The organism is Streptomyces sp. AC550_RSS872 (assembly GCF_019049285.1).
In the GTDB taxonomy this organism is placed as follows: Bacteria; Actinomycetota; Actinomycetes; order Streptomycetales; family Streptomycetaceae; genus Streptomyces.
Genome location: NZ_JAGMUL010000195.1, coordinates 31,389 through 55,118 on the forward strand (window position 1 = coordinate 31,389; position 23,730 = coordinate 55,118).

Genomic DNA, 23,730 nt, shown 5'->3' on the forward strand with positions numbered 1-23,730 from the left:
GCACTGGCCGGCGCCTGAGACACCGATCCCTTATCGGTCAATATCAACCCATAAGGTGCGCAACGCATGAGTACGCCCCCCTTTCGGGGTGGCGAGGAGGCCGGCCGCCCCCGGGTCAGGCGGCGCCGGCCTCACGGCCCGGGCGGTGGGCGCGGCCGACGACCACCACCACCTCGCACGGGAGGAGAACCGGAGTTTCTTGGAGATCCGGCGCGGATGGGTCTCGACCGTCGTGTGGCTGACGGCCGGCGCCCGGGCGATCTGCCGGTTCGTCCGTCCGCCGCCGGCCAGTACGGCGATCTCCGTCTCCCGGTGCTCAACGAGCCCAGCGGGCGGGGGCGCGGCACCGACGTTCGGCGTCAGCGGCGGCCCGGCGTCCGGTACGCCGTCCGCCTGCCCGCCCGGTCCCGGGTCCTGGAGGTGGGCGAGCGCGGCGCACAGCGCGCCGGCCTCCTGCCGCAGTCGGTGGCTGTCGGTGCCGGTCGCGGCGTCCCCCCGGCTCAGATCCAGGGCGCCCACGGCCGCGGCGGATCCAGGCACCAGGGCACGCAGTGAGCGGGACTCGGCGAGCCAGAGTCCGCTTTCGTGGTGCCCACGCGCCGGCTCCTCACGTCCCCGGGCCGACTCCGCCACCGCCGGCCAGAACACGCCGTCGAGACGGGGGACGACGGCCGGAGCACCGCGCGGCCGGGCCCTGACCCATCTGATCGAGGAGACCGCCCGGCACAAGGGTCGCCTGACATCCTCCGGTAACCGGCGGGCGGCACCACCGGCATGTGACCTGGGGCTCTTCACCGGTGTGGACCACTGGCTGTCTCAATCTCATCACTTCGTTGTTCTCGCAGGCCACATGGGGTTTCATGCGCTGTCGGCGCGCGCAGTAAAGCGCTGACGGCGCAACTGGCCGTACCTGTGCAGGCGATGACGTGAGGTCACGATCATGAGCACACGAGAGCAGCACAGCAGAGCGCGGCGGCTCCTCGCCGCCGCAGCCGCCGCCCTGACGGTGCCGGCCGGACTCGCGCCGCACCAGGCGGTGGCGGCGGACGGCGACAAGGTCCTCACCGTCGCGGTCGCCCAGAGTGTCGACTCACTGAGCCCGTTCCTGGCACAGCGGCTCGTGAGCACGAGCATCCACCGGCTGATGTACGAGTACCTCACGAACTACGACCCCAAGGACGCCCACGCCGTCCCGGCGCTGGCGACGGAGTGGAAGTCGTCGCCGGACAAGCTGACCTGGACGTACACGATCCGTTCCGACTCCAAGTGGTCGGACGGGCAGCGGGTCACCGCGCAGGACGCGGCGTGGACGTTTCAGAAGATGATGACCGACGAGGGCGCGGCCACCGCCAACGGCAGCTTCGTCGGCAACTTCCGCGAGGTGACCGCCCCGAGCCCCACCGAGCTGGTCATCCGGCTGAAGAAGCCGCAGGCCACGATGACGTCCCTGGACGTGCCGATCGCGCCGAAGCACATCTGGGAGAAGGTCGGCGACTTCTCGAAGTTCAACAACGACAAGGACTTCCCCGTCGTCGGGAACGGGCCGTTCGTCCTCACCGACTACAAGCCCGACAGCTACGTCCGGCTCAAGGCCAACAAGGACTTCTGGCGCGGGGCACCCAAGTTCGACGAGCTGGTCTTCCGTTACTACAAGGACCAGGACGCCGCGGTCGCCGCCCTGCGCAAGGGCGAGGTCTCCTTCGTCGCCGGCTCGCCGTCCCTGACACCCGCTCAGGCGGCCTCGCTCAAGGGCGAGAAGAACATCCACGTCAACGACGCGCCCGGCCGCCGCTTCTACGCCCTCGCCGCCAACCCGGGGGCACAGGCCAGGAACGGGCAGAAGTTCGGTGACGGCCACCCCTCCCTGCTGGACGAGCGGGTGCGGCACGCCCTGTTCCGGGCGGTCGACCGCGAGACCGTCATCGAGCGGGTGTTCCAGGGACACGCGGTGCGGGGCGAGGGCTATATCCCGCCGCGTTTCTCCACGTACTTCTGGAAACCGGCGGACGGACAGGAACTCTCCTACGACCCCGCCCAGGCCGCCCGGCTCCTCGACCAGGCCGGCTACAAGAAGAACGGCGACGGCAAACGCCTCGGCAAGGACGGCAAGCCGATCACCTACCGCGTCCTGTGCCACGCCACCGACCCCAACGACAAGGCGATCGGCCAGTACCTCGAGGAGTGGTGGGGCGAACTCGGCATCGGCGTGAGACTCGACTGCCTGGACAACGTCACCGACCCCTGGCTCGCGGGCACCTACGACCTCGCCTTCGACGGCTGGTCCGTCAACCCCGACCCGGACTTCGTGCTGTCCATCCACACCTGCGCCGCACTGCCCGCGACCCCGAAGGACACGGGCGCGACCGACAACTTCATCTGCGACAAGCGCTACGACGAGCTGTACGCGCGACAGCTCGCCGAGTACGACCCGGCCGAACGGGCGGACCTCGTCAAGCAGATGCAGTCCCGGCTGTACGACACCGGGTACATGAACGTCATGGCGTATCCGAACGCGGTCGAGGCCTATCGCACGGACCACATCAAGTCGATCACGACGATGCCCGAGAAGGCGGGCAACATCTACGGGCAGGACGGCTACTGGAGTTGGTGGTCGGCGACGCCGGCCGACTCCGACGGCTCCTCCGGCGGCTCCGGCTCGGCAGGCGTCGTCATCGGGCTCGTCGCCGGCGGTGCCGTCCTCGTCGCCGCGGGTGTGTTCTTCGCTCTGCGGCGCCGGGCGACCGCCGAGGACCGCGAGTAGCCGCCCATGACCGCCGACGCTCCCTCCGCCTCGACCGTCAAGGCCGCCGCGCCCGTTGCCCGGGGACAGCGGGCGCGTACTGCCACGCGCTATCTGCGCTACGGCGCCGGCAAGGTGGGCGGCGCCGCCGTCTCCCTGCTCGCCGTCCTCGTCACCGGGTTCTTCCTGTTCCGGCTGATCCCCGGCGACCCGGTCAAGACCATGACGGGCGGCCGGCCCATCTCGGCGGAGCAACTCGCCGCCTACCGCGAGGAGTTCGGGCTCGATCTGCCGCTGTGGCAGCAGTTCACCGACTACTGCGGCAAGGCGCTCACCGGGGACCTGGGGACGTCGTACCAGTTCCGGGCGCCCGTCGTCGACAAGATCTCCGAGGCGCTGCCCAACACCCTGCTGCTCACCGGTACCGCGTTCGTCCTGTACACGCTGCTCGGCATCGTGTTGGGCACCCGCTCGGCCTGGCGGCACGGCGGGCTCGGCGACCGTCTGAACACGGGCCTGGCCCTGACCCTGTACTCGATCCCGTCCTTCTGGCTGGGGCTGCTGCTGATCATCGTGTTCTCGGTGGGCATCGGCCCGATTCCCGGGCTGTTCCCGACCGGGGGAATGGAGTCGGGCGGTGAGGAGGGCTTCGCGTACGTCCTCGACGTCGCCCACCATCTGATCCTGCCCGTTGTCACACTGGTCGCGGTCGAGTACGGCCAGACGCTGCTGGTGGCCCGTTCGGCGCTGCTGGACGAGATGGGCAGCGACTATCTGACGACCGCCCGCGCCAAGGGCCTCAGGGACGACGTGGTCCGGCGCCGGCATGCCGTGCCGAACGCGCTGCTGCCGACGGTGACGCTGGTCTTCGTCAATCTGGGCCGGACGGTCGCGGGCGTGATCCTCGTCGAGACGGTGTTCTCCTGGCCGGGGCTGGGCGGGCTGTTCTACCAGGCGCTGAGCGTGCCCGATCTGCCGCTGGTGCAGGGCCTGTTCCTCTTCTTCGCCGCGGCGGTGATCGTCATGAACACCCTGGCCGACCTGGTCTATCCGCTGCTCGACCCGAGGGTGGGGCGATGACGACCGGGACGAAGGCGGGAACGGCCGGTCCGCGGGCGCTCGCCAGGCAGCGGCGGCGCCAGTCCGTCGTACGTTTCTGGAAGCAGTACCGCACCCACCGCGCGGGGCTGGTGGGGCTGATCGCGCTCGCCCTGTTCGCCCTGCTGGCGCTGACCGCCCCGCTGACGGTCGGCTCGGACGTGTCCAGTGTGACCGGGGCGCCCGGCCGGCCCATGGAGAGCCCGAGCGGCCAGTTCCCCCTGGGGACCGACCGGTTCGGGCGGGATCTGCTGGGCCTGCTGGTGTGGGGCTCGCGGGTGTCGCTGCTGGTCGGGCTGCTCGCGGCCGCGCTGTCGGTGGCGATCGGCACGACGGTCGGGGTCACCGCGGGGCACTTCAAGGGGGCGTACGCCACCGTGCTGATGCGGATCACCGACTGGTTCCTGGTGATGCCCACCCTGGTCCTCGCCATCGCGCTGGCCACCGTGCTGCCCCGGTCGCTGGGCACGGTCGTCCTGGCCATCGGCGTGACCTCCTGGCCGACCACGGCCCGGCTGGTGCGGGCGCAGACGCTGGCGGTGGAGTCACGGCCGTACATCGAACGCGCGAAGGCGCTGGGCGGCGGGCACTGGCACGTCATGTCCCGGCATGTGCTGCCCAATGTGATGCCGCTGGTGCTCGCCCAGACGACCCTGATGATCTCGTCCTCCGTCCTCGCCGAGGCGACCCTCGCCTTCCTGGGGGTCAGCGATCCGACCGTCCTGTCCTGGGGCGGGTTACTCCAGGACGCGCGGGAGGCGGGGGCGGTCAGCTCCGGGAACTGGTGGTATCTGGTGCCGCCGGGCATCGCGATCGCGGTGGTGGCCCTGGCGTTCACGCTGTGCGGGCGCGCCGTGGAGTCGGTGCTGAACCCCAGGCTGGGGGTGGGGCGTTGACGCCGCCGGAGGCCCGGGAACCGGAGATCCGGCAGCCGGAGGTGACGTACCCGGGCGGGGCGTCGGCCGTGCGGACCCTCGGCCGTTCAGCCGTGCCGGGCAGGCCCGTCAGCCGTGGCGGGTGTCGCCCTCCAGCGGTGACGGGTCGGCCCGTCAGCCGTGGCGAGTGTCGCCCTCCAGCGGTGACGGGTCGGCCCGTCAGCCGTGGCGAGTGTCACCCTCCAACGGTGCCGGATCGGCCCGTCAGCCGTGGCGAGCGTCACCCTCCAACGGTGCCGGATCGGCCCGTCAGCCGTGGCGAGCGTCACCCTCCAACGGTGCCGGATCGGCCCTTCAGCCGTGGCGAGCGTCACCCTCCAACGGTGCCGGATCGGCCCGTCAGCCGTGGCGAGCGTCACCCTCCAACGGTGCCGGATCGGCCCGTCAGCCGTGGCGAGCGTCACCCTCCAACGGTGCCGGATCGGCCCGTCAGCCGTGGCGAGCGTCACCCTCCGGCCGTGGCAAGCGCCGGCCCTCCAACCGCCGCGAGCGCCGCCCCTCCGGCCAAGGCGAGCGCCGGCCCTCCAACCGCCGCGGATGTCAGCCCTCCAGCCTCGCCGGGCGTCAGCCCTTCACCGGCCGCACGGAGGCCGACCGGCGCCTTCGCGGCGCCCAGCCGCCGCCCGGCACGCGGGCCTGCCATGAAGACCGCCCTCCACACCACACCGGAGGTGACCCCTTGAGCCTGCTCGACGTCAGAGAACTCACGGTGACCTACCCCGGCGGGGCGGCCGCCGTGCGGGGCGTCGATCTGACGCTGGCGGCCGGGCAGAAGCTCGGGATCGCGGGCGAGTCGGGCTGCGGCAAGTCCACGCTCGCCCTCGCCCTGCTGCGGCTGCTGCCGCCCGGGACGCGGATCGGCGGGCAGGTCCTGCTGGACGGCGAGGACGTCCTCACCATGAAGTGGGGCCGGGTGCGGGCGGTGCGCTGGGCCGGGGCGTCCATCGTCTTCCAGGGCGCGATGCACTCGCTCAACGCCGTCCACCGCGTCGGCGACCAGATCGCCGAGCCGATCCTGCTGCACCGGAAGGCGACCCCGGCGGGCGCCCGCAAGAGGGCCGGCGAGCTCCTGGAGCAGGTGGGGCTTCCCGCGGCGCGGGCGTCGGCGTATCCGCACGAACTCTCCGGCGGCCAGCGTCAGCGCGTCATGATCGCCATGGCGCTCGCCTGCGACCCCCGGCTGATCGTCGCCGACGAGCCGACCACCGCGCTGGACGTGATGATCCAGGCGCAGATCCTCCGCCTGATCGAACAGCTCGTCGCGGAGCAGGAACTGGGCCTGATCGCGATCAGCCACGACCTGGCCGTGCTCGCCGACACCTGTGACCGGCTGGCGGTGATGTACGCCGGCCGGGTGGTCGAGGAGGGCCCGGCCCGCCAGGTCTACGAGGACGCCCGGCACCCCTACGGCAAGGCCCTGTCCGAGGCGTTCCCGAGAATCGGCGACCCGGCGTCGCGCTTCGCCCCGCGCGGCCTTCCCGGTGATCCACCCGACCCGTCCGCCGTGCCCACCGGATGCGCCTTCCATCCCCGCTGCCCGGTCGCCCTGGACTCCTGCGCGACGGACGACCAGGCACTGCGCACGGCCGACGAGGACCGCCGGGCGGCCTGTGTACACGTAAGCGCGACAGGGAGCGGCCCATGACCCTCTTGACCGCACGGTCCCCGCACGACGCCCGAGAGGGCCGGGCCACTGCCGACGAATCCGCCCGCGGCAGGACGACGCCCACCTGCACTCCGCACACGCCGGTCTACCAGGCACAGGCCGGCGGACCAACACCCCCGCCGCGGCCGCCGCACCCGCCGCACCCGCCGCACCTGCCGCCGACGCAAGCCGCGAGGACCCGCCCATGCCCCTCCTGAGCGCACAGACCCTGCACGTCACCTACCCCGCCCGCCACGGCACCCGGCCCGCCCGCGCGGTGGACGGCGTCGAACTCGACATCGGCGCCGGGGAGATCGTGGCGCTGGTCGGCGAGTCGGGGTGCGGCAAGACGACGCTGGCGCGTGCTCTGCTCGGGCTTGAGCCACCGACTCAGGGGCGGGTCGTCTTCGACGGGGAGCCGCTGCGGTACTCGTCGCGGGCGCTGAAGGCGTACCGGCGGCGAGTCCAGCTGGTGCTCCAGGATCCGACGGGGTCGCTGAACCCACGGCACACGGTGTACGAGGCGGTGGCGGAGGGCCTGCGGATCCACGGTCACGGCGGCGACGAGCGTACGACGGTGGCCGAGGCGCTGTCGCGGGCCGGTCTGCGGCCTCCGGAGCGCTTCTTCCTGCGGTATCCGCACGAGCTGTCCGGCGGGCAGCGGCAACGCGTCGTCATCGCGGGCGCGTTGGTACTCGAACCCGAACTCCTCGTCGCCGACGAGCCGGTGGCCTCCCTGGACGCCTCCGTACGCGGCGAGATCCTCGCCCTGCTGCTGCGGCTGCGCGCCGATCTCGGTCTGTCGGCGCTGGTCGTGACGCACGACCTGGGTCTTGCGTGGAACATCGCGGACCGGGTGGCGGTGATGTACCTGGGCCGGATCGTGGAGACCGGGGACGTGGAGCAGGTGCTCACGGCGCCCCGGCATCCGTACACCCAGGCTCTGCTGTCGGTCCTGCCGGAGGCACCGGGCGACCCGGTGGTACTGACCGGCGAGCCTCCGGACCCGACCCGTATCCCCGGCGGGTGTCGTTTCCACGCCCGGTGTCAGGTGCTGGCGGGCGGGGAGGCGGAGCGGGCGGGGGTGGCCGACGCCTGCCGGACCGAGGATCCGGAGGTGCTCGGCGGGGACGCGGGGGCGCAGGTGGCGTGTCACTGGGCGCGGGCGCGGATCACCGCGTGAGGCCCGCGCAGGGAAGGTGAAAGGCCGGGGGCGGGAGTGTTCGCTCCCGCCCCCGGCCTCCTGACGATCAGTAGGATCCGGCCGGTCAGCCCTTCGAGACCGCCGTGTCACCGTCGGCGCTGTCCTCCAGGGCCTTCAGACCCTGGTCCAGCACCACGTCCTCGCCCCGGTCCGCGATGGTCGGTTCCTCCGGGAAGTGGCATGCCGTCAGGTGCCCCGGCTTGCTGCCCTCGATACGGAGCAGCGGCGGCTCCTGCGTCGCGCACTTGTCCTGCGCCTTCCAGCAGCGCGTACGGAACCGGCAGCCGGACGGCGGGCTGATCGGCGAGGGCACGTCGCCCGCGAGCCGGATCCGCTCCCGCTTGGCCGCGTCGATGTCAGCGTCCGGCACCGCCGACAGCAGCGCGTGCGTGTAGGGGTGACGGGGCCGGTTGTAGAGCGAGTCGCGGTCCGCGATCTCCACGACCTTGCCGAGGTACATCACCGCGATGCGCTGCGAGAAGTGCCGCACGATCGCCAGGTCGTGGGCGATGAAGACGAACGCGATCCCCATCTCCCGCTGCACCTCCTGCAGCAGGTTCACCACCTGGGCCTGGATCGACACGTCGAGGGCCGAGACCGGCTCGTCCGCGATGATCAGCTTCGGCTCCAGCGCGACGGCGCGCGCGACACCGATGCGCTGGCGCTGGCCGCCGGAGAACTCGTGCGGGAAGCGGTTGTAGTGCTCGGGGTTGAGGCCGACGATCTCCAGGAGCTCCCGGACCCGCTTCTCACGGCCGCCGGGCGGGTTGATCCCGTTGATCTCCATCGGGCCCGAGATGATCTTGCCGACCGTCTGCCGCGGGTTCAGCGAGGCGTACGGGTCCTGGAAGATCATCTGGATCTCGGACCTGATCGGCGCCATCTGCGACCGGCTGGCGCGACTGATGTCCCGCCCCTTGTACTCGATGGTGCCCTCGGTCGGCTCGTACAGCCGGGTCAGCAGTCGCCCGGTGGTCGACTTGCCGCAGCCGGACTCGCCGACCAGGCCGAGGCTCTCGCCCGGGAAGACCTCCAGGTCGACCCCGTCGACGGCCTTGACGTGGCCGACGGTGCGCCGGATCGGGAAGCCGCCCTTGATCGGGAAGTGCTTCTTCAGGCCGGTGACCCGAAGGAGCGGCGCGCCGTCCTCGTCCCGCTTCTGCGGGATCGCGTCGGCGACCGCCGTGGTGGTGTTGCTGTTGTCGCTCATGGTGATGCCCCAGTCCCGGTTTGGCTCAGCCCAGCCGGGGCTGAATCGTCTCGATGAACAGCTGCTGCCGCTGATCCCCCGACAGATGGCACGCGGCTGCGCGCCCCGGGGCGAGCAGCGGCCGCTCGCTGGAGCAACGGCCCCCGGCCACGTCCTCGGTGAACGCGCACCGCGGATGGAAGGCGCAGCCCGAGGGCGGGTTGAGCAGCGAGGGCGGCGATCCGGGGATCGGCACCAGCGGCTCGTCGACATCGGAGGTGAGCCTCGGCATCGACCCCAGCAGGCCCCAGGTGTACGGGTGCTGAGGCGTCTTGAGCACCTCGCGCACCGTGCCCCGCTCGACCGCCCGGCCCGCGTACATCACGAGGATGTCGTCGGCCATGTTGGCGACCACTCCGAGGTCGTGGGTGATCATGACGATGGCGGAGCCGAACTCCTGCTGGAGGTCCTTGAGCAGGTCCAGGATCTGCGCCTGCACCGTCACGTCGAGTGCCGTGGTGGGCTCGTCGGCGATGAGCAGGTCCGGGTCGCAGGAGAGCGCCATCGCGATCATGGCGCGCTGGCGCATACCGCCGGAGAACTGGTGCGGGTAGTCGTCGACCCGCTGCTGCGGGTGCGGGATGCCGACCTTCTCCAACAGGTCGATGGCGCGCACCCGGGCGTCCCGCTTGGAGGCCCCGGTGTGCTTCATGAACGGCTCGCCGATCTGCCGGCCGACCGTGTAGTACGGCGACAGCGCGGTCAGCGCGTCCTGGAAGATCATCGCCATCTTCTTGCCGCGCAGCGACTCCAGCTGCTTCTCGCCGGCGTCGGTCAGCTCCTGGCCGTCCAGCGTGATCGACCCGTCGATGGCGGTGTTCTTGCGGTTGTGCAGGCCGAGGACGGCGAGGTTGGTCACCGACTTGCCGGACCCGGACTCGCCCACGATGCCGAGGGTCTTGCCGCGCTCCAGGTCGAAGGAGAGCCCGTCCACCGCCTTGACGACGCCGTCCTCGGTGGAGAAGTGGACCTTGAGGTCACGTACCGAGAGGAAGGCCCGCTCCGCGGCGGTGGCCGCGGCCTCTTCGGGCTTGGTCTGAGTGGTCACGGTGGTTCTCCTAGGACAGGCGCACGCGCGGGTCGATGACGGCGTACAGGGCGTCCACGATCAGGTTGAAGACGATGATGAGCGCGGCGCTGACCAGCATGACGCCCATCAGCATCGGCAGGTCCTTGTTGACGACGGACTCCAGCGCGAGCCGGCCGAGACCGGCCAGACCGAACGTGAACTCCGTCACCATGCCGCCCGCCAGCAGGGAGGACAGGTCGATGCCGAGGATGGTGACGATGGGGATGAGCGAGCCCCGCCAGGCGTAGCGGAAGAACACGTAGTTGGCCGACATGCCCTTGGCGCGGGCCGCCTTCACGTGTTCTTCCTGTAGTTGCTCGATCATCGAGGAGCGGCTCATACGGGTGTAGTTGGCCGTGAAGATGGTCGCCATGACGACCCAGGGGATCAACAGGCCCATGAACCAGCCGCCGAGGTCCTCGGAGAACGGCACGTACTTCGGCTTCTCGAGCCAGCCGGTGCTGTAGACCAGCGCGAGCAGGACCAGCGGGCCGAGGAAGTAGATCTGCATCGAGCTGATGACCAGCGAGGCCGAGCTGAACGTCTTGTCCAGCCAGGTGCCGCGGTACTTGGCGGCCAGCAGACCGGCGCCGAGGCCGAGCGTGAGGAAGACCAGCAGGCTGCCGACGGTCAGCGAGAGGGTCAGCGGGAAGCGGTCGAGGATCGTGTCCCAGACGTTCTGGTTGTTGGCGAAGGAGACACCGAAGCAGGGGGCGGCGCAGTGGCCGACGGCGAAGTCCCGGCCGGCGAAGATGCCGACGAGGAAGTTCCAGTACTGCACCGGGACCGGCGAGTCGAGGCCGAGGTTCTTGTGGATGATCGCCAACGCGTCCGGAGTGCAGTTCTTGCCACAGGCCAGCAGTGCCGGGTCCTGCGGGATGGCGAAGAACATGAAGAACGTGAACGCGCTGATCAACAGCAGGATCAGCGCCGCGCCGAATGTCCGGCGAATGAGGAATTGAAGCATGGCAGGCAGCTGCTCTCAGGACGGCGGCAGTCGATGGTGAGGTCTGGAAGATCCGGGCCCCGGTGGTGGGCGCTCCGCCACGCGCCCACCACCGGTTTCCCGACGAACCGGGTTACTTCTTGAGGAAGACCCGGGTGACGTCCACGTAGCTCGAGTCGGAGCTGTAGCGGATGCCGCCGATGTTCGAACCGAAGATCTGGAAGACCTTGGTGTAGTAGATCGGGGCGGCCGGGTTGACCTTCTCGGTGATGTACTTGTTCAGCGCGTCCCAGGCCTTGGTGGCCTCAGCGATGTCGGTGATCTTCACGATGCGCGCGATCTCGGAGTTCACGTGCGGGTCGTTGATGTGCGAGTAGTTCGACGCGCCGTCCTGGATGGTGGTGCCGTCGTACAGCGGCGGGAAGACGGTGGACGCGGACGGCCAGTCCTGACCCCAACCGGTCATGTACAGGTCGTAGCCGTTCTTGACCTTGCCGACCTGCTCGTACCAGGTGGCGGAGTCGATCTCCTTCTTCTGGATGTCGAGGCCGATCTTCTCCAGCGCGTCGGCGATCAGGACGGCCTGCTGCTGACGGACCGGCGTGTTGCCGTAGGCGTAGACGATCTTCTTGCCCTTGAAGCCGCCTTCCTCGATCAGCTTCTTGGCGGCCGCGATGTCACCGTTGGGCTTCTTGGACCGGTTGAACGGGTCGTACTTCTCGTCGTAGCCCGGAGTGGTGGGCGACATCAGCGAGTTGGCGACCTCACCGCCGTAGGCACCACCGTCGGCCTTGAAGACCGAGGCGGACGGCAGGGCCAGCGTGATGGCGTCACGGAGCTTCTTGTCCTTGACGCGGTCCATGTTGAAGTTGAGCTGCCACACGTAGGGCGCGTAGCCCTGGATGGTGCGCTTCATGGCGGCCTTGTCGCTCACGACGGCCTGGAGCTGCGTGGTGGCGACCTGGCCCGTGAACATCATCGTGTTCTTGGCGTCGCCCTGGTCGGCGAGGAGGGTCTTGGTCTGGTCCTCGTCGTCGTGGTTCATCTCGATGTTGAAGCCGTCGACGTACTGGTGACGCACCGAGTCGGACTTCGGGTCCCACTGGGTGTTCTTGACGAGCTTCATCGACTTGCCCGGCTTGAAGTCGGCGATCTTGTACGGGCCGACCGCGACCGGGGCGTTGTCGTACTTCTCCTTGGTGTCCGTCTCCTCCGGGACGACGCTGTAACCGGGCATGGTCAGCATCTGCGGGAGGTCGGGCTGCGCGTCCTTGAAGTGGAAGACGATCGTCTTGTCGTCCGGCGTCTCCAGGACGTTGTCGGGCAGGTGCTTGCCCTTGTCCGGACCCGCGTAGGCCTTGCGGTAGGTGGTGCCGGCACCGGACAGCCACTGCTGGAGGTAGGTCGGGCCGTCGGTGATGTACGACGCGTACAGGCGCTCGACCGTGTGGCGGATGTCCGCCGAGTTGATCGGGTTGCCGTTCGCGTCCTTCAGGCCGGACTTCAGGGTGTAGGTCCAGGTCTTGCCGCCGTCGGACACCTTGCCGGCGTCGGTGGCGAGGTCGCCCACGACGGTCAGGTTGCCCTGGTCGTCCTCGGAGTACTGGGTCAGACCGCGGAAGATGAGGCGGCTGAGCAGCTTGCCGTCCGAGACGTAGATCTGGCCCGGGTCCAGGTGCGAGAAGTCCGCCTCCTGGTAGACGTTCGCGGTGCCGCCCGCCTTGGCACCGGGGACCTCGGGGGCCGGGCCGGTGGACGCCTTGGCATCGCCGATCTGCACCGGCTTGGACTGCGCCTTGGCATCCTCCTTCTTCTTGCTGTTGTCCTTGGCCGCGCTGTCGCTGCCGCCGCCGCAAGCTGTAAGGGTCAGGGCGCCGGCTGCCACCGCGACAAGCGCGGCTGTCGTGGTGCGATTACGGAAGATGCTCATGGAGTGGAATCCACCTGCCTGTGAGTAGTGAGCAGTGCTGGTAGCTGGCCGGAGCCGGGCCGTGGGGACCGAGGCCGACGTGGGCAAGAGCGTGTGGCCTGCCCGTGAGTGGGGGGTCTCAGCGACCGGTCTTGGGATCGAAGGCGTCCCGGACCGAGTCACCGAGGAGGTTGAAGGCCACGACGAAGACCACCATGGCCACGCCGGGGAAGAGCATGTAGTACGGATCCTGCTCGATGATGTTGGCGCCGATGGCGAACATCCGCCCCCAGTCCGGGGTGGGTTCGACGTAGCCCACTCCCACGAAGGAGAGGAAGGCGATGCTCAGGATGGTGCTCGGCAGCGTGAGCGTGAACTGCACCAGCGTCGGGGTGACGATGTTGGGCAGCAGCTCCTTGCGGATGATCCGCCAGGGCGAGGCCCCGGAGATCCGCGCCGCCTCGATGAACTCCCGGTCGCGCAGCGACATGCTGGCGGCCCGGACGATCCGCGCCATGCTCATCCAGCCCAGGAAGGACAGGACGATGATGATCGCGCAGGTGCGCACATAGGTGGGCGTCTCCTCGTCGGGAGCGACGAAGACCGTGGTGATGACCGGCATCGCGGCGACGAAGAACAGCTGGTTGGGCAGCGCCATGAAGAAGTCGGTGATCCGGCCGAGCCAGTAGTCGGCCTTGCCGCCGAAGTAGCCGCCCGCGAGGCCGATCAGCACACCCACCACGGTCATCAGCACCGTCGCGGCCAGGGCCGTGAACATCGACGTCCGCATGCCGTAGAGCAACTGCGTGAAGACATCACGGCCGAGGCCCGGCTCGATACCGAACCAGAACTCCCCGTTCATGCCACCGGCGGGCCCCGCCGGCATGGTGAACATGTCCAGGAGTTCCGGCCGCTCCTGCCCGTAGAGGGTGTACGGGTCCTTGCCGTACACCTTCGAGATCAGCGGCGCCGCTGTCGCGACCGTGAAGAAGAACAGAACGACGACGGCGGAGATCACACCGGTTCGGTCGCGCTTGAAGCGGCCCCACATCAACTGCCCGGGGCTGCGTCCCTCAAGCTTCTTCGACTCCTTGGCGTCGCTCTGCGGCGCGCTCTCCTTGTCCACGAGGGAAGGGGTTTCAGCACCCTCGAGCTCGATTGGACTCGTCATGATTCGTCCGTTTCACAGATGTTGGAGGCCGTCTGCACTGCACAGTGCCCGACGGCCTTCGCACGGCGTACATCTTTCGCAGCGCGCGAGGAGAACAACAACGGCTGGGGGTGAACCCCCTGAGGAACCCTGGCTCGCGATCGGAACCGACCGCCGACGGAACGTGCCGTCAGGGAAGTTCGCGACGCCTGGCCGCGGCCACAACCGCCGCAGCAGGACTCCACGCACCCGCGGGGCCTACATCTGCCATCCGGGACGACGTGACCCATATGGCGCTTGTGGCACCTCGCATGGGTTCCTCCTCATGAATCCGCTGGTTCACTGCAAAAGGGGCAGCACGCGACACGTTTGGGCCCGTCGCCGGTGCCCAGGTTCGCCAGGTGCCCCCACGCTCGCGAGTCGGCGCCCCGTCAGCGCCTGACCCTTCCGAGCTCTACGCGCCTAACTATCTGCCATCGCCCAGGGGGCGAACCACACTCTCGAGGTCTCGGTTCGATCACAGATAGGGGCCAGGTCTTCCAAAAACCGGACAAAGGGTTTGGTGAGAGATCACTGCGAAACGGACTTGTTACACATCTATCGGGGGGAGGTGTCCGTTTACCGGACGCATTGCGCCGGAAAAACGGTTGCCAGTCACGCACTCTCGGTGCAGGGTGCCCTGCCGGGCTGTGTCGTGCTCAACACACCTGGCGGAAAACCGTCAGGCGAGCTGCTTCCGGGCAGGTTAATAGGCCTCGACCCGCTCAACGGCCTCTCACAACAGATTCAAGGGTTTTCCCTACACTCCCGCGTGCGCCGTCGCCGCAGCCGCGTCGGCCCCTCTCGCGCAAAACGGCACCGGGCACCCGCTTGGCGGGGTACCCCGGTGCCGTCCTTGGCGTGAATCAGCAGTGCTCAGCCGCGCTCAAGCCGCGCTCGGCGCGTCCTCAGCCGTGCTTGGCGCGGCTCGCGGCCCGGGCGCGCTCGCGGGCGTCCAGGTTCACCTTCCGGATGCGCACGGCCTCCGGGGTGACCTCCACGCACTCGTCGTCGCGGCAGAACTCCAGGGACTGCTCCAGCGACAGCTTGCGCGGCGGGACGATCGACTCGGCCACATCGGCCGTGGACGACCGCATGTTGGTGAGCTTCTTCTCCTTGGTGATGTTGACGTCCATGTCGTCGGAGCGCGAGTTCTCGCCGACGATCATGCCCTCGTACACCTCGGTGCCCGGCTCGGTGAACAGCACGCCGCGCTCCTGGAGGTTCGTCATCGCGAACGCGGTGACGGCACCGGCGCGGTCGGCGACCAGCGAGCCGTTGTTGCGGGTCTGGAGCGCGCCGAACCAGGGCTCGTGGCCCTCGTGGATGGAGTGGGCGATGCCGGTACCGCGCGTCTGGGTCAGGAACTCGGTCCGGAACCCGATGAGGCCGCGCGAGGGCACGACGAACTCCATGCGCACCCAACCGGAGCCGTGATTGGACATGTTGTCCATACGGCCCTTGCGGACACCCATCAGCTGGGTGACGGCGCCCATGTGCTCCTCGGGCACGTCGATGGTCATGCGCTCGACGGGCTCGTAGACCTTGCCGTCGACGTCCTTGGTGACGACCTGCGGCTTGCCGATGGTCAGCTCGAATCCCTCACGGCGCATCTGCTCGACCAGGATGGCCAGCGCCAGCTCACCACGGCCCTGCACCTCCCAGGCGTCGGGGCGCTCGGTCTCGAGCACCCGCAGGCTGACGTTACCGATCAGCTCGCGGTCGAGCCGGTCCTTCACCTGTCGTGCGGTGACCTTGCGGTCCTTGACGGCCGCCTTCGCGTCGGCGCCCTTGCCGGTGCCGCCGCGGCCGACCAGCGGGGAGGTGTTGGTGCCGATGGTCATGGAGATCGCGGGCTCGTCGACCGTGATCAGCGGCAGCGGCACGGGGTTCTCGGTGTCGGCGAGCGTCTCACCGATCATGATGTCCGGGATACCGGCGACGGCACAGATGTCACCGGGGCCCGCCTTCTCGGCCGGCTTGCGCGTCAGCGCCTCGGTCATCATCAGCTCGGAGATCCGCACATTGCTGACGGACCCGTCGCGCTTCATCCACGCGACCGTCTGGCCCTTCTTCAGCTCGCCCTGGTGGACGCGGAGCAGGGCGATACGGCCGAGGAAGTTGTCGGCGTCGAGGTTCGTCACGTGCGCCTGGAGCGGGGCGGCCTCGTCATAGGTCGGGGCCGGGATGTGCTCGAGGATGGTCGAGAAGAACGGCTCGAGGCTGGTGGAGTCGGAGGGTACGGTCCCGTCCTCGGGCTTGGTGAGGGAGGCGATCCCGTCACGGCCGCAGGCGTAGACGATCGGGAACTCGATCTGCTCCTCGTCGGCGTCCAGGTCGAGGAAGAGGTCGTACGTCTCGTTGACGACCTCGTCGATCCGGGCGTCGGGCCGGTCGGTCTTGTTGATGCACAGGATGATCGGCAGGCGGGCCTGGAGGGCCTTGCGCAGCACGAAGCGGGTCTGCGGGAGCGGTCCCTCGGAGGCGTCGACGAGCAGCACCACCCCGTCGACCATGGACAGACCGCGCTCCACCTCACCGCCGAAGTCGGCGTGGCCGGGGGTGTCGATGATGTTGATGGTGATCACGTCCCCCCCGTCCTTGGGGTGGTACTTCACCGCCGTGTTCTTGGCGAGGATCGTGATGCCCTTCTCACGCTCCAGGTCGTTCGAGTCCATCATGCGGTCGTCGACGGAGTCGAGCTGGTGGGCGGCGAAGGCACCGGCCTGCTTCAGCATGCCGTCGACGATGGTGGTCTTGCCGTGGTCGACGTGGGCGACGATGGCGACGTTGCGGATGTCGTGGCGCGTGGCCATATTGCGGCGTACTCCCGGAGTGGTGAGGACGGCTCTCGCGTACGTCTGTGTTACGCGGGCCCTGCCGGGCTTGACACGCCACGGCCTCACCCCATGGTACGTGGCCGTCGCCACTAGGGCTCGCCAGGCTACGTCACCGCAGGTGAAACCCCTTTTGATCGCCCCCGCCGCCCCTACCCGTCCCATCCTTCCGGGGCTCCGCCCCAGACCCCGCTCCTCAAACGCCGGAGGGGCTGAGTTCTTCAGCCCGTCCGGCGTTCGAGGACGAGGCCCGAAGGGCCGACAAAGGGACGGGACGGGTAGGGGCGGCGGGGGCGGAGAACGTCAGTTGGTCGACGCGCTCGCGGCGGGCTTCGCGCTCTTGTTCAGGAAGCCCATGTCCTCGTACACCGGCGTGCCGAAACCGAAGGCCCCGGCGTTGGCGACGTTCGACCTCGTGGCCACCAGCTGCGGACGCTGGAAGAGAGGGAGGGAACCGGCCGCCGCCCAGATACGGGAGTCGGCCTTCCGGATCAGCGACCGCGACTCGGACTCGTCCAACGTGGCGAGCGCCTGGTCGAAGAGCTGATCCACCTGATCGGTACCGACACGCGTGTAGTTCTGCTCGACGTTCAGGGACCCGTCGGCGGCCGGGACGGGCTTGGCGTAGATGGGCCGGGCGTCGGTGGCGGGATACGCGGAGGCGGGCCAGGAGTAGAGCGCGAGGTCGTACTGACCGGACGCGATGTGGTCCTTGAAGTAGCTCTCGTCCGAGACCTTCATGATCTCGGTACGGATCCCGACCCGCTCCAGCATCACCGAGATCCGGTCCGCCACGGTCCGCAGCGTCTGCGACCCCTCCCCCTCCGGCACCACGAACCGCAACGTCAACGCCTTGCCGTCCTTGGCCAAGGGCCGAGCCGCCGCACCCGCCGGAGCGGGAGTGCCCTGCGGGGCGTACGCCCCGGGCGCCCCACCCTGCTGCACCTGCTTGGTGCCGTACTGCTTGCCGTCCTGAGCGAGATGCCGCCCACCGTCGTGATCGGCGTCCTCCCCCTCCCTCTTCTCCTTCCCCTTGTCGCCCTCGTGCCGGGGCGCCTTGTTGTCCTCCCCGACGATGTACGTCCCGTCGTCACCGGCCTCGTCCCCGGCCTTGGACTTGGACTTCGCCGTGGACTCGGAGCCGGAGTCCTTATCAGCCTTGTCAGCCTTGTCAACCTTCTCGGCCTTCTTCCCCTCACTCCCCGCAGCCTTCTCGGCCTTCTCAGCCTTCTCGGCCTTCTCCCCCTTGCTCCCCGCCGCCTCCTCCCCCTTCTTCTTCTCCTCCTTGACCGGCCCGCCCGGCACCCATCCCGCATCCGCGAGCAGCGCCTGCGCCTCCGCCGTGTCCTGGTCACCGATGGCGCCGCTGTTGTCGGCGTACGCGGCCTGCCCGGACAGGGCGAGATGGCTGCCGACCGGCTTGGCGGGCAGGCCCAGCGGGGACAGGACCAGCTTCGCCAGTTCCTCCCGGTCGATGGCGCGGGCCACGGCCCGTCGGATCCGCTCGTCGGCGAGCAGACTGTCGCCGCCGTTGAGCGCCAGCTGGGTGTACGCCGGCTCCAGGGACTTCCGTACCTCGAAGCCGCGGAACCTCGCCCTGTCCTGCCGCTGCTTCGCGGTGAGGGTGCGCCGGTCGGGGCCCATCAGCGGCGTACCGGAGGGGCCGGCGGACGCGGCCCGCGGCGGCGCGGCGAGCGCGATGCGCCGGGCCGCGGCGGAGTCGATCTCGGCCAGGTCGATATCCCCGGCGGCCAGGGCGGCGGCCCGCTGGTCGCGCGGTACGGCGCGCAGCACGATCTCGTTCAGCTTGGCCGGCTCCCCCCACCAGCGGGGGTTGCGGGTGAGGGTGACGTCGCCGCCCTTGCGGTCGATCTTCTGCACGGTGAACGGCCCGGCGGTGACCTTGAGCTTGCTCCGTGCCCCGTCGTTGAACGAGTCCGGCGTGCCCATGACCTCCTTCGGGTACAGCGGCGAGAAGAGGGAGCGCCAGTCCGCGTACGGGCGCCCGAAGGTGACCCGCACCTCCAGGTCGTTCTCGCCGCGCTCGATCTTCTCGATGCGGTCGTAGCCGGCGTTGCGGGCGGTCCAGTAGGCGCTGTCCTTGCCGGACAGGGCCCGCCACTGGGCGGCGAAGTCGGCGGCGCCGATCTCCCGGCCGTCGCTCCAGACGGCCTGCTGGTTGAGCTTGTACAGGACGACCTGCTTGGGCTCGGTCTTGACGATCTTCGCGGACTCCAGGTACTCCGGATTGCGCTCCGGGCGCCCGTTCTCGTCGAGTCGGAACATCGACGGCAGGGTGGCCTGCGCGATCCGGGTCGTGGCCGCGTCGGCGTCCGACTGGAAGGTGTTCAGCGTCTCCGGTACGGCGTCCACGGCCCACCGCAGCGTGCCGCCGTCGAGGAGCTGGGCCCGGGCGGCCGTGGCGATGTCCTGCCCGGCCAGCGGCTTTCCGGCCGGATCCGGGTCGCTGCAACCGGCGAGCGCGGGCATCGCGAGCACGCCCGCGACGAGGAAGGTGGCCGAGCGCAGGACCGCGCTGCGGCCAGGCCTGGGTCCGACGCTGGGTCCGATGCCGACGTGGGACATCTCAGGTACCTCCGGGGAGCGGCTCCCGCCGGTGACAATAAGTGCGTTCTGATCACATTTGGCGTTATTTTGGAGCTGATCAGATGTAAGGCACCCCACTGAAGAGGAAGGGGTTCGCCAGGCGGAGACGACACGGCGGCAGGGGCGGAGAAGGCCACCCGTGCGGAGCAACGCGCTCCGCACGGCGCAGTCCTCGCAAGCTTTCGGCTCCCCGGCGTGCACAGAGCGCTTGCGGGCGTGCAATGGAGGCGTGCAATCCGCCAATCGCTGCACATCCCTTCACAGCGATAGGTGTGACGCGCAACACTCGCAGGCGCATGAACGTTGCCACCCAGGGCCGTAGGGCCCACGGAAGTGAGGTCACGTCATGTCCGTGCAAGACGACCTGACAGCTGTCCAGCGCTGCCTCGACGACCTGGCCCGGTCCGTGGGCCGGCTGGAGAAGCAGCTGGGCACCGGCGGAATCGAGATGCGCCGCGTCCGCACCGACGCCAACCATCTCCGCGAGAGCGTCGCGCTGCTCAGGGACGCCGCCGCGTCCCCCGCCGCCACCCAGCGCAAACCGGAGCTCGTCACCATCCCCGACACGCCGTACGACGACTCTCTGTGGATCGACACGGATGACGAGGGTCTCGGCGCCCGGGACCGCCACGCCCCCTGAGCCGTCCCCTGACCCGACCGGAGTCATGCATTGGCCACTGGTACGGAACCTCATCTGAACAGCGGCGGCGTACGCACCGGCACGCGCGCCGCGATCACCGCCCCGCACCTGCGGACCGACCGCTGGTGGCTGGCCCCTGCCGCCACCGCGGCCGGTCTGCTGGCGTTCATCGTGTACTCGACCTGGCGGGCCTTCGCAGGCGCGGACTACTACGCGGCGCCGTACGTCTCCCCGTTCTACTCGCCCTGTCTGGCGGAGAACTGCGAGCCCATGCGCGCCGGGCCGAACTGGGAGCTCTTCGGGAGCTGGTGGGGCATCTCCCCCGCGATCATCATCCTGATCTTCCCGCTCGGCTTCCGTCTGACCTGCTACTACTACCGCAAGGCCTACTACCGGGGTTTCTGGGCCTCGCCCCCGGCCTGCGCGGTGGCCGAGCCGCACAAGAAGTACACCGGTGAGACCCGCTTCCCGCTGATCATGCAGAACATCCACCGGTACTTCTTCTACGCCGCGATCCCGGTCGCCGGGATCCTCACGTACGACACGGTGCTCGCCTTCCGCGACGAGCACTACGAGTGGGGTCACATGGGCCTCGGCACCCTCGTCTTCCTCGTCAACATCGTGCTGATCTGGGCGTACACCCTCTCCTGCCACTCCTGCCGGCACATCGTCGGCGGCAAGCTCAAGCACTTCTCCAGGCACCCGGTGCGCTACCGGATGTGGCAGTGGATCGGGAAGCTCAACGCCCGCCACATGCTGCTCGCCTGGACGTCGCTGGTGAGCGTGGCGCTCGCCGACTTCTACGTCTATCTCGTCGCATCCGGGGTCTTCGACGATCCGCGCTTCTTCTAGATTTGGTGGGGACTGAACAGATGTCGGTGGTCGAACGGCAGGAGTGGGACGTCGTCGTGGTCGGCGCGGGAGGCGCGGGCCTGCGTGCCGCGATCGAGGCACGCGAGCGAGGCGCCCGTACGGCCGTGATCTGCAAGTCACTGTTCGGCAAGGCGCACACCGTGATGGCCGAGGGCGGCATCGCGGCGGCCATGGCCAACGCCAACGAGCACGACAACTGGCAGGTCCACTTCCGCGACACCATGCGCGGCGGCAAGTTCCTCAACCAGTGGCGGATGGCAGAGCTGCACGCGCAGGAGGCGCCGGAGCGGGTGTGGGAGCTGGAGACCTGGGGCGCGCTCTTCGACCGTACGAAGGACGGCCGTATCTCCCAGCGCAACTTCGGCGGCCACGAGTACCCGCGTCTCGCGCACGTCGGCGACCGCACGGGACTGGAGCTGATCCGCACGCTGCAACAGAAGATCGTGTCGTTGCAGCAGGAGGACAAGAAGGAGACCGGGGACTACGAGTCCCGGCTCAAGGTCTACCAGGAGTGCACGGTCACCCGGATCCTGAAGACCGAGTCCGACAGCGGCTCCGCCGCGGGCAGCCGGGTCAGCGGGGTCTTCGCCTACGACCGCGAGACGGGCCGCTTCTTCGTCCTGGACGCCCCCGCCGTCGTCGTCGCGACGGGCGGGATCGGCAAGTCCTTCAAGGTGACGTCGAACTCCTGGGAGTACACCGGCGACGGCCACGCGCTGGCGCTGCTGGCGGGCGCGCCGCTGCTCAACATGGAGTTCGTGCAGTTCCATCCGACGGGCATGGTCTGGCCGCCGTCGGTGAAGGGGATCCTGGTCACGGAGTCGGTGCGCGGCGACGGAGGGGTGCTGCGCAACTCCGAGGGCAAGCGGTTCATGTTCGACTACATCCCCGACGTCTTCAAGGAGAAGTACGCCCAGTCGGAGGAGGAGGGCGACCGCTGGTACGAGGACCCGGACAACAACCGGCGTCCTCCGGAGCTGTTGCCGAGGGACGAGGTGGCCAGGGCCATCAACGCCGAGGTGAAGGCGGGGCGCGGCTCCCCGCACGGCGGGGTCTTCCTGGACGTGTCGACGCGTATGCCCGCCGAGGTGATCCGGCGTCGTCTGCCCTCCATGTACCACCAGTTCAAGGAGCTGGCGGACGTGGACATCACGGCGGAGGCGATGGAGGTCGGGCCGACCTGTCACTACGTCATGGGCGGCATCGCGGTCGAGTCGGACACGGCGGCGGCGCGCGGCGTGCCCGGCCTGTACGCGGCCGGCGAGGTCGCGGGCGGCATGCACGGCTCGAACCGGCTCGGCGGGAACTCCCTGTCCGACCTGCTGGTGTTCGGGCGCCGGGCCGGCTGGCACGCCGCCGAGTACGCGGCCGCGCAGGCCTTCGAACGCCCCGAGGTCAGCGACCTACAGGTCGACACGGCGGCGGCGGAGGCGCTGCGGCCCTTCTCGGCGGAGGGTCCGGCCGGGGGCACGGACGACGGGCGTCCACCGGAGAACCCGTACACCCTCCACCAGGAGCTCCAGCAGACGATGAACGACCTCGTCGGCATCATCCGCCGCGAGGCCGAGATGGAGCAGGCGCTGGAGAAGCTGGCGGAGTTGCGCGTACGGGCCCGAAGGGCCGGAGTCGAGGGCCACCGCCAGTTCAACCCCGGCTGGCACCTCGCGCTCGACCTGCGCAACATGCTGCTGGTCAGCGAGTGCGTGGCGCGGGCGGCGCTGGAGCGCACCGAGTCACGCGGCGGACACACCCGCGAGGACCATCCGACGATGGACCGCAAGTGGCGCAACATCAACCTGCTGTGCCAACTGGCCGACCCGACGGGCGGTTTGGCGGCCACGGACCCCGAGCGCGGCCAGATCAACCTGCTGCGCGAGACCACCGACCCCGTCCGCCCGGACCTGCTGGCTCTCTTCGACAAGGAAGAGCTGGTCAAGTACCTCGCCGAGGAGGAGCTCTACCAGTGAGCAGCTACGAGGCCCGTTTCAAGGTGTGGCGGGGCGATGTGCAGGGCGGCGGCCTGGAGGACTTCGAGGTCGAGGTGAACGACGGCGAGGTGGTCCTCGACATCATCCACCGCCTCCAGGCCACCCAGGCCCCGGACCTGGCCGTCCGCTGGAACTGCAAGGCCGGCAAGTGCGGTTCGTGCTCCGCGGAGATCAACGGGCGGCCGCGGCTGATGTGCATGACGCGGATGTCGGTGTTCACCCGGGAGGAGACGATCACGGTGACGCCACTGCGGGCGTTCCCGGTGGTCCGGGATCTCGTCACGGACGTCGGCTTCAACTACACCAAGGCACGGGAGGTCCCGGCCTTCGTCCCGCCCGCGGAGCTGGGCCCCGGCGAGTACCGGATGATGCAGGAGGACGTGGACCGCTCGCAGGAGTTCCGCAAGTGCATCGAGTGCTTCCTGTGCCAGGACACCTGCCATGTGGTCCGTGACCACGAGGAGAACAAACCGGCGTTCGCCGGCCCGCGCTTCCTGATGCGGGTCGCGGAACTGGACATGCACCCGCTGGACGCCGCGGCGGAGACCGGCCTGGACCGCAAGGCCACGGCCCAGGAGGAGCACGGCCTCGGCTACTGCAACATCACCAAGTGCTGCACGGAGGTCTGCCCCGAGGGCATCAAGATCACGGACAACGCGTTGATCCCCTTGAAGGAACGGGCGGTCGACCGGAAGTACGACCCGTTGGTGTGGCTCGGGAACAAGATCATGCGGCGGACGTCGTCGGGCTGAGGCCGAATCCGGCACAGGCGAGTGCGCGGCGGCCCGGCCCACCCCGGGC

At 69.3% G+C, this 23,730-nt stretch carries 17 protein-coding genes; 9 read left to right on the forward strand and 8 right to left on the reverse strand.

The genetic code is table 11. The features are described from left to right. Window positions 1-30: 30 nt before the first annotated feature. Window positions 31-540 (reverse strand): helix-turn-helix transcriptional regulator, encoded by a 510-nt coding sequence (locus tag KUM44_RS40635; protein ID WP_217214790.1) that lies wholly within the window; start codon window positions 538-540, stop codon window positions 31-33. A 400-nt stretch (window positions 541-940) separates the two neighbouring features. On the opposite strand from KUM44_RS40635, the gene KUM44_RS40640 reads away from it, so the two are divergent. The 5 genes from KUM44_RS40640 (at window position 941) to KUM44_RS40660 (ending at window position 7,601) form a co-directional block, all read left to right on the forward strand. Further along, the gene (locus tag KUM44_RS40640) at window positions 941-2,761 is read left to right on the forward strand and encodes an ABC transporter substrate-binding protein (RefSeq protein WP_217214791.1); all 1,821 of its coding nucleotides are present in this window, start codon (window positions 941-943) and stop codon (window positions 2,759-2,761) included. Window positions 2,762-2,767: 6 nt separating this feature from the next. Further along, window positions 2,768-3,820, forward strand: coding sequence for an ABC transporter permease (locus KUM44_RS40645; protein ID WP_217214792.1), 1,053 nt, complete (start codon window positions 2,768-2,770; stop codon window positions 3,818-3,820). Beyond that, window positions 3,817-4,734: an ABC transporter permease gene (locus KUM44_RS40650; RefSeq protein ID WP_217214793.1), complete on the forward strand. Its 918-nt coding sequence runs from the start codon at window positions 3,817-3,819 to the stop codon at window positions 4,732-4,734. Before KUM44_RS40645 ends, KUM44_RS40650 begins: the two co-directional genes overlap by 4 nt. A gap of 718 nt (window positions 4,735-5,452) precedes the next feature. Further along, window positions 5,453-6,418, forward strand: coding sequence for an ABC transporter ATP-binding protein (locus KUM44_RS40655; RefSeq protein WP_217214794.1), 966 nt, complete (start codon window positions 5,453-5,455; stop codon window positions 6,416-6,418). Between the two features lie 205 nt (window positions 6,419-6,623). After that, window positions 6,624-7,601, forward strand: a complete 978-nt coding sequence (locus tag KUM44_RS40660; protein ID WP_217214795.1) for an ABC transporter ATP-binding protein — start codon at window positions 6,624-6,626, stop codon at window positions 7,599-7,601. Between the two features lie 85 nt (window positions 7,602-7,686). On the opposite strand, the gene KUM44_RS40665 is transcribed toward KUM44_RS40660, so the two are convergent. The 7 genes from KUM44_RS40665 to KUM44_RS40695 form a co-directional block, all read right to left on the reverse strand. Beyond that, window positions 7,687-8,832, reverse strand: coding sequence for an ABC transporter ATP-binding protein (locus KUM44_RS40665; RefSeq protein ID WP_217214796.1), 1,146 nt, complete (start codon window positions 8,830-8,832; stop codon window positions 7,687-7,689). A gap of 25 nt (window positions 8,833-8,857) precedes the next feature. Beyond that, complete coding sequence (locus KUM44_RS40670) at window positions 8,858-9,919, reverse strand: ABC transporter ATP-binding protein (protein ID WP_217214797.1); 1,062 nt, start codon at window positions 9,917-9,919, stop codon at window positions 8,858-8,860. A 10-nt stretch (window positions 9,920-9,929) separates the two neighbouring features. Then, window positions 9,930-10,907: an ABC transporter permease gene (locus KUM44_RS40675; protein ID WP_217214798.1), complete on the reverse strand. Its 978-nt coding sequence runs from the start codon at window positions 10,905-10,907 to the stop codon at window positions 9,930-9,932. Between the two features lie 112 nt (window positions 10,908-11,019). After that, complete coding sequence (locus tag KUM44_RS40680) at window positions 11,020-12,816, reverse strand: ABC transporter substrate-binding protein (RefSeq protein ID WP_217214799.1); 1,797 nt, start codon at window positions 12,814-12,816, stop codon at window positions 11,020-11,022. 118 nt (window positions 12,817-12,934) lie between these two features. Beyond that, window positions 12,935-13,966: an ABC transporter permease gene (locus tag KUM44_RS40685; protein ID WP_217214800.1), complete on the reverse strand. Its 1,032-nt coding sequence runs from the start codon at window positions 13,964-13,966 to the stop codon at window positions 12,935-12,937. Window positions 13,967-14,892: 926 nt separating this feature from the next. Further along, window positions 14,893-16,800 carry a translational GTPase TypA gene (typA, locus tag KUM44_RS40690; protein ID WP_217214801.1) on the reverse strand — a complete coding sequence of 636 codons (1,908 nt, stop codon included), beginning with the start codon at window positions 16,798-16,800 and terminating at the stop codon, window positions 14,893-14,895. A 324-nt stretch (window positions 16,801-17,124) separates the two neighbouring features. After that, entirely contained in the window at window positions 17,125-19,407 is a 2,283-nt protein-coding gene (locus tag KUM44_RS40695; protein ID WP_217214802.1) for an ABC transporter family substrate-binding protein, read from the reverse strand. Window positions 19,408-19,774: 367 nt separating this feature from the next. On the opposite strand from KUM44_RS40695, the gene KUM44_RS40700 reads away from it, so the two are divergent. The 4 genes from KUM44_RS40700 to KUM44_RS40715 are packed head-to-tail and all read left to right on the forward strand — an operon-like array spanning window position 19,775 to window position 23,681. Continuing rightward, window positions 19,775-20,068, forward strand: coding sequence for a hypothetical protein (locus KUM44_RS40700; RefSeq protein WP_217214803.1), 294 nt, complete (start codon window positions 19,775-19,777; stop codon window positions 20,066-20,068). Between the two features lie 30 nt (window positions 20,069-20,098). Further along, a complete protein-coding gene (locus KUM44_RS40705) occupies window positions 20,099-20,920 on the forward strand; it encodes a hypothetical protein (RefSeq protein ID WP_217214804.1) in 822 nt (273 codons plus the stop codon). Window positions 20,921-20,940: 20 nt separating this feature from the next. Continuing rightward, window positions 20,941-22,908 (forward strand): fumarate reductase/succinate dehydrogenase flavoprotein subunit, encoded by a 1,968-nt coding sequence (locus tag KUM44_RS40710; RefSeq protein WP_217214857.1) that lies wholly within the window; start codon window positions 20,941-20,943, stop codon window positions 22,906-22,908. After that, window positions 22,905-23,681, forward strand: a complete 777-nt coding sequence (locus KUM44_RS40715; RefSeq protein ID WP_217214805.1) for a succinate dehydrogenase/fumarate reductase iron-sulfur subunit — start codon at window positions 22,905-22,907, stop codon at window positions 23,679-23,681. The genes KUM44_RS40710 and KUM44_RS40715 overlap by 4 nt, the downstream gene beginning before the upstream one ends. Window positions 23,682-23,730 lie beyond the last annotated feature (49 nt).

Coding starts and splice junctions, on each gene's coding strand:
- KUM44_RS40640 (WP_217214791.1), top strand. CDS start 941: ATGAGCACACGAGAGCAGCACAGCAGAGCGCGGCGGCTCCTCGCCGCC.
- KUM44_RS40645 (WP_217214792.1), top strand. CDS start 2,768: ATGACCGCCGACGCTCCCTCCGCCTCGACCGTCAAGGCCGCCGCGCCC.
- KUM44_RS40650 (WP_217214793.1), top strand. CDS start 3,817: ATGACGACCGGGACGAAGGCGGGAACGGCCGGTCCGCGGGCGCTCGCC.
- KUM44_RS40660 (WP_217214795.1), top strand. CDS start 6,624: ATGCCCCTCCTGAGCGCACAGACCCTGCACGTCACCTACCCCGCCCGC.
- KUM44_RS40665 (WP_217214796.1), bottom strand. CDS start 8,832: ATGAGCGACAACAGCAACACCACCACGGCGGTCGCCGACGCGATCCCG.
- KUM44_RS40675 (WP_217214798.1), bottom strand. CDS start 10,907: ATGCTTCAATTCCTCATTCGCCGGACATTCGGCGCGGCGCTGATCCTG.
- KUM44_RS40680 (WP_217214799.1), bottom strand. CDS start 12,816: ATGAGCATCTTCCGTAATCGCACCACGACAGCCGCGCTTGTCGCGGTG.
- KUM44_RS40685 (WP_217214800.1), bottom strand. CDS start 13,966: ATGACGAGTCCAATCGAGCTCGAGGGTGCTGAAACCCCTTCCCTCGTG.
- typA (WP_217214801.1), bottom strand. CDS start 16,800: ATGGCCACGCGCCACGACATCCGCAACGTCGCCATCGTCGCCCACGTC.
- KUM44_RS40695 (WP_217214802.1), bottom strand. CDS start 19,407: ATGTCCCACGTCGGCATCGGACCCAGCGTCGGACCCAGGCCTGGCCGC.
- KUM44_RS40700 (WP_217214803.1), top strand. CDS start 19,775: ATGTCCGTGCAAGACGACCTGACAGCTGTCCAGCGCTGCCTCGACGAC.
- KUM44_RS40710 (WP_217214857.1), top strand. CDS start 20,941: ATGTCGGTGGTCGAACGGCAGGAGTGGGACGTCGTCGTGGTCGGCGCG.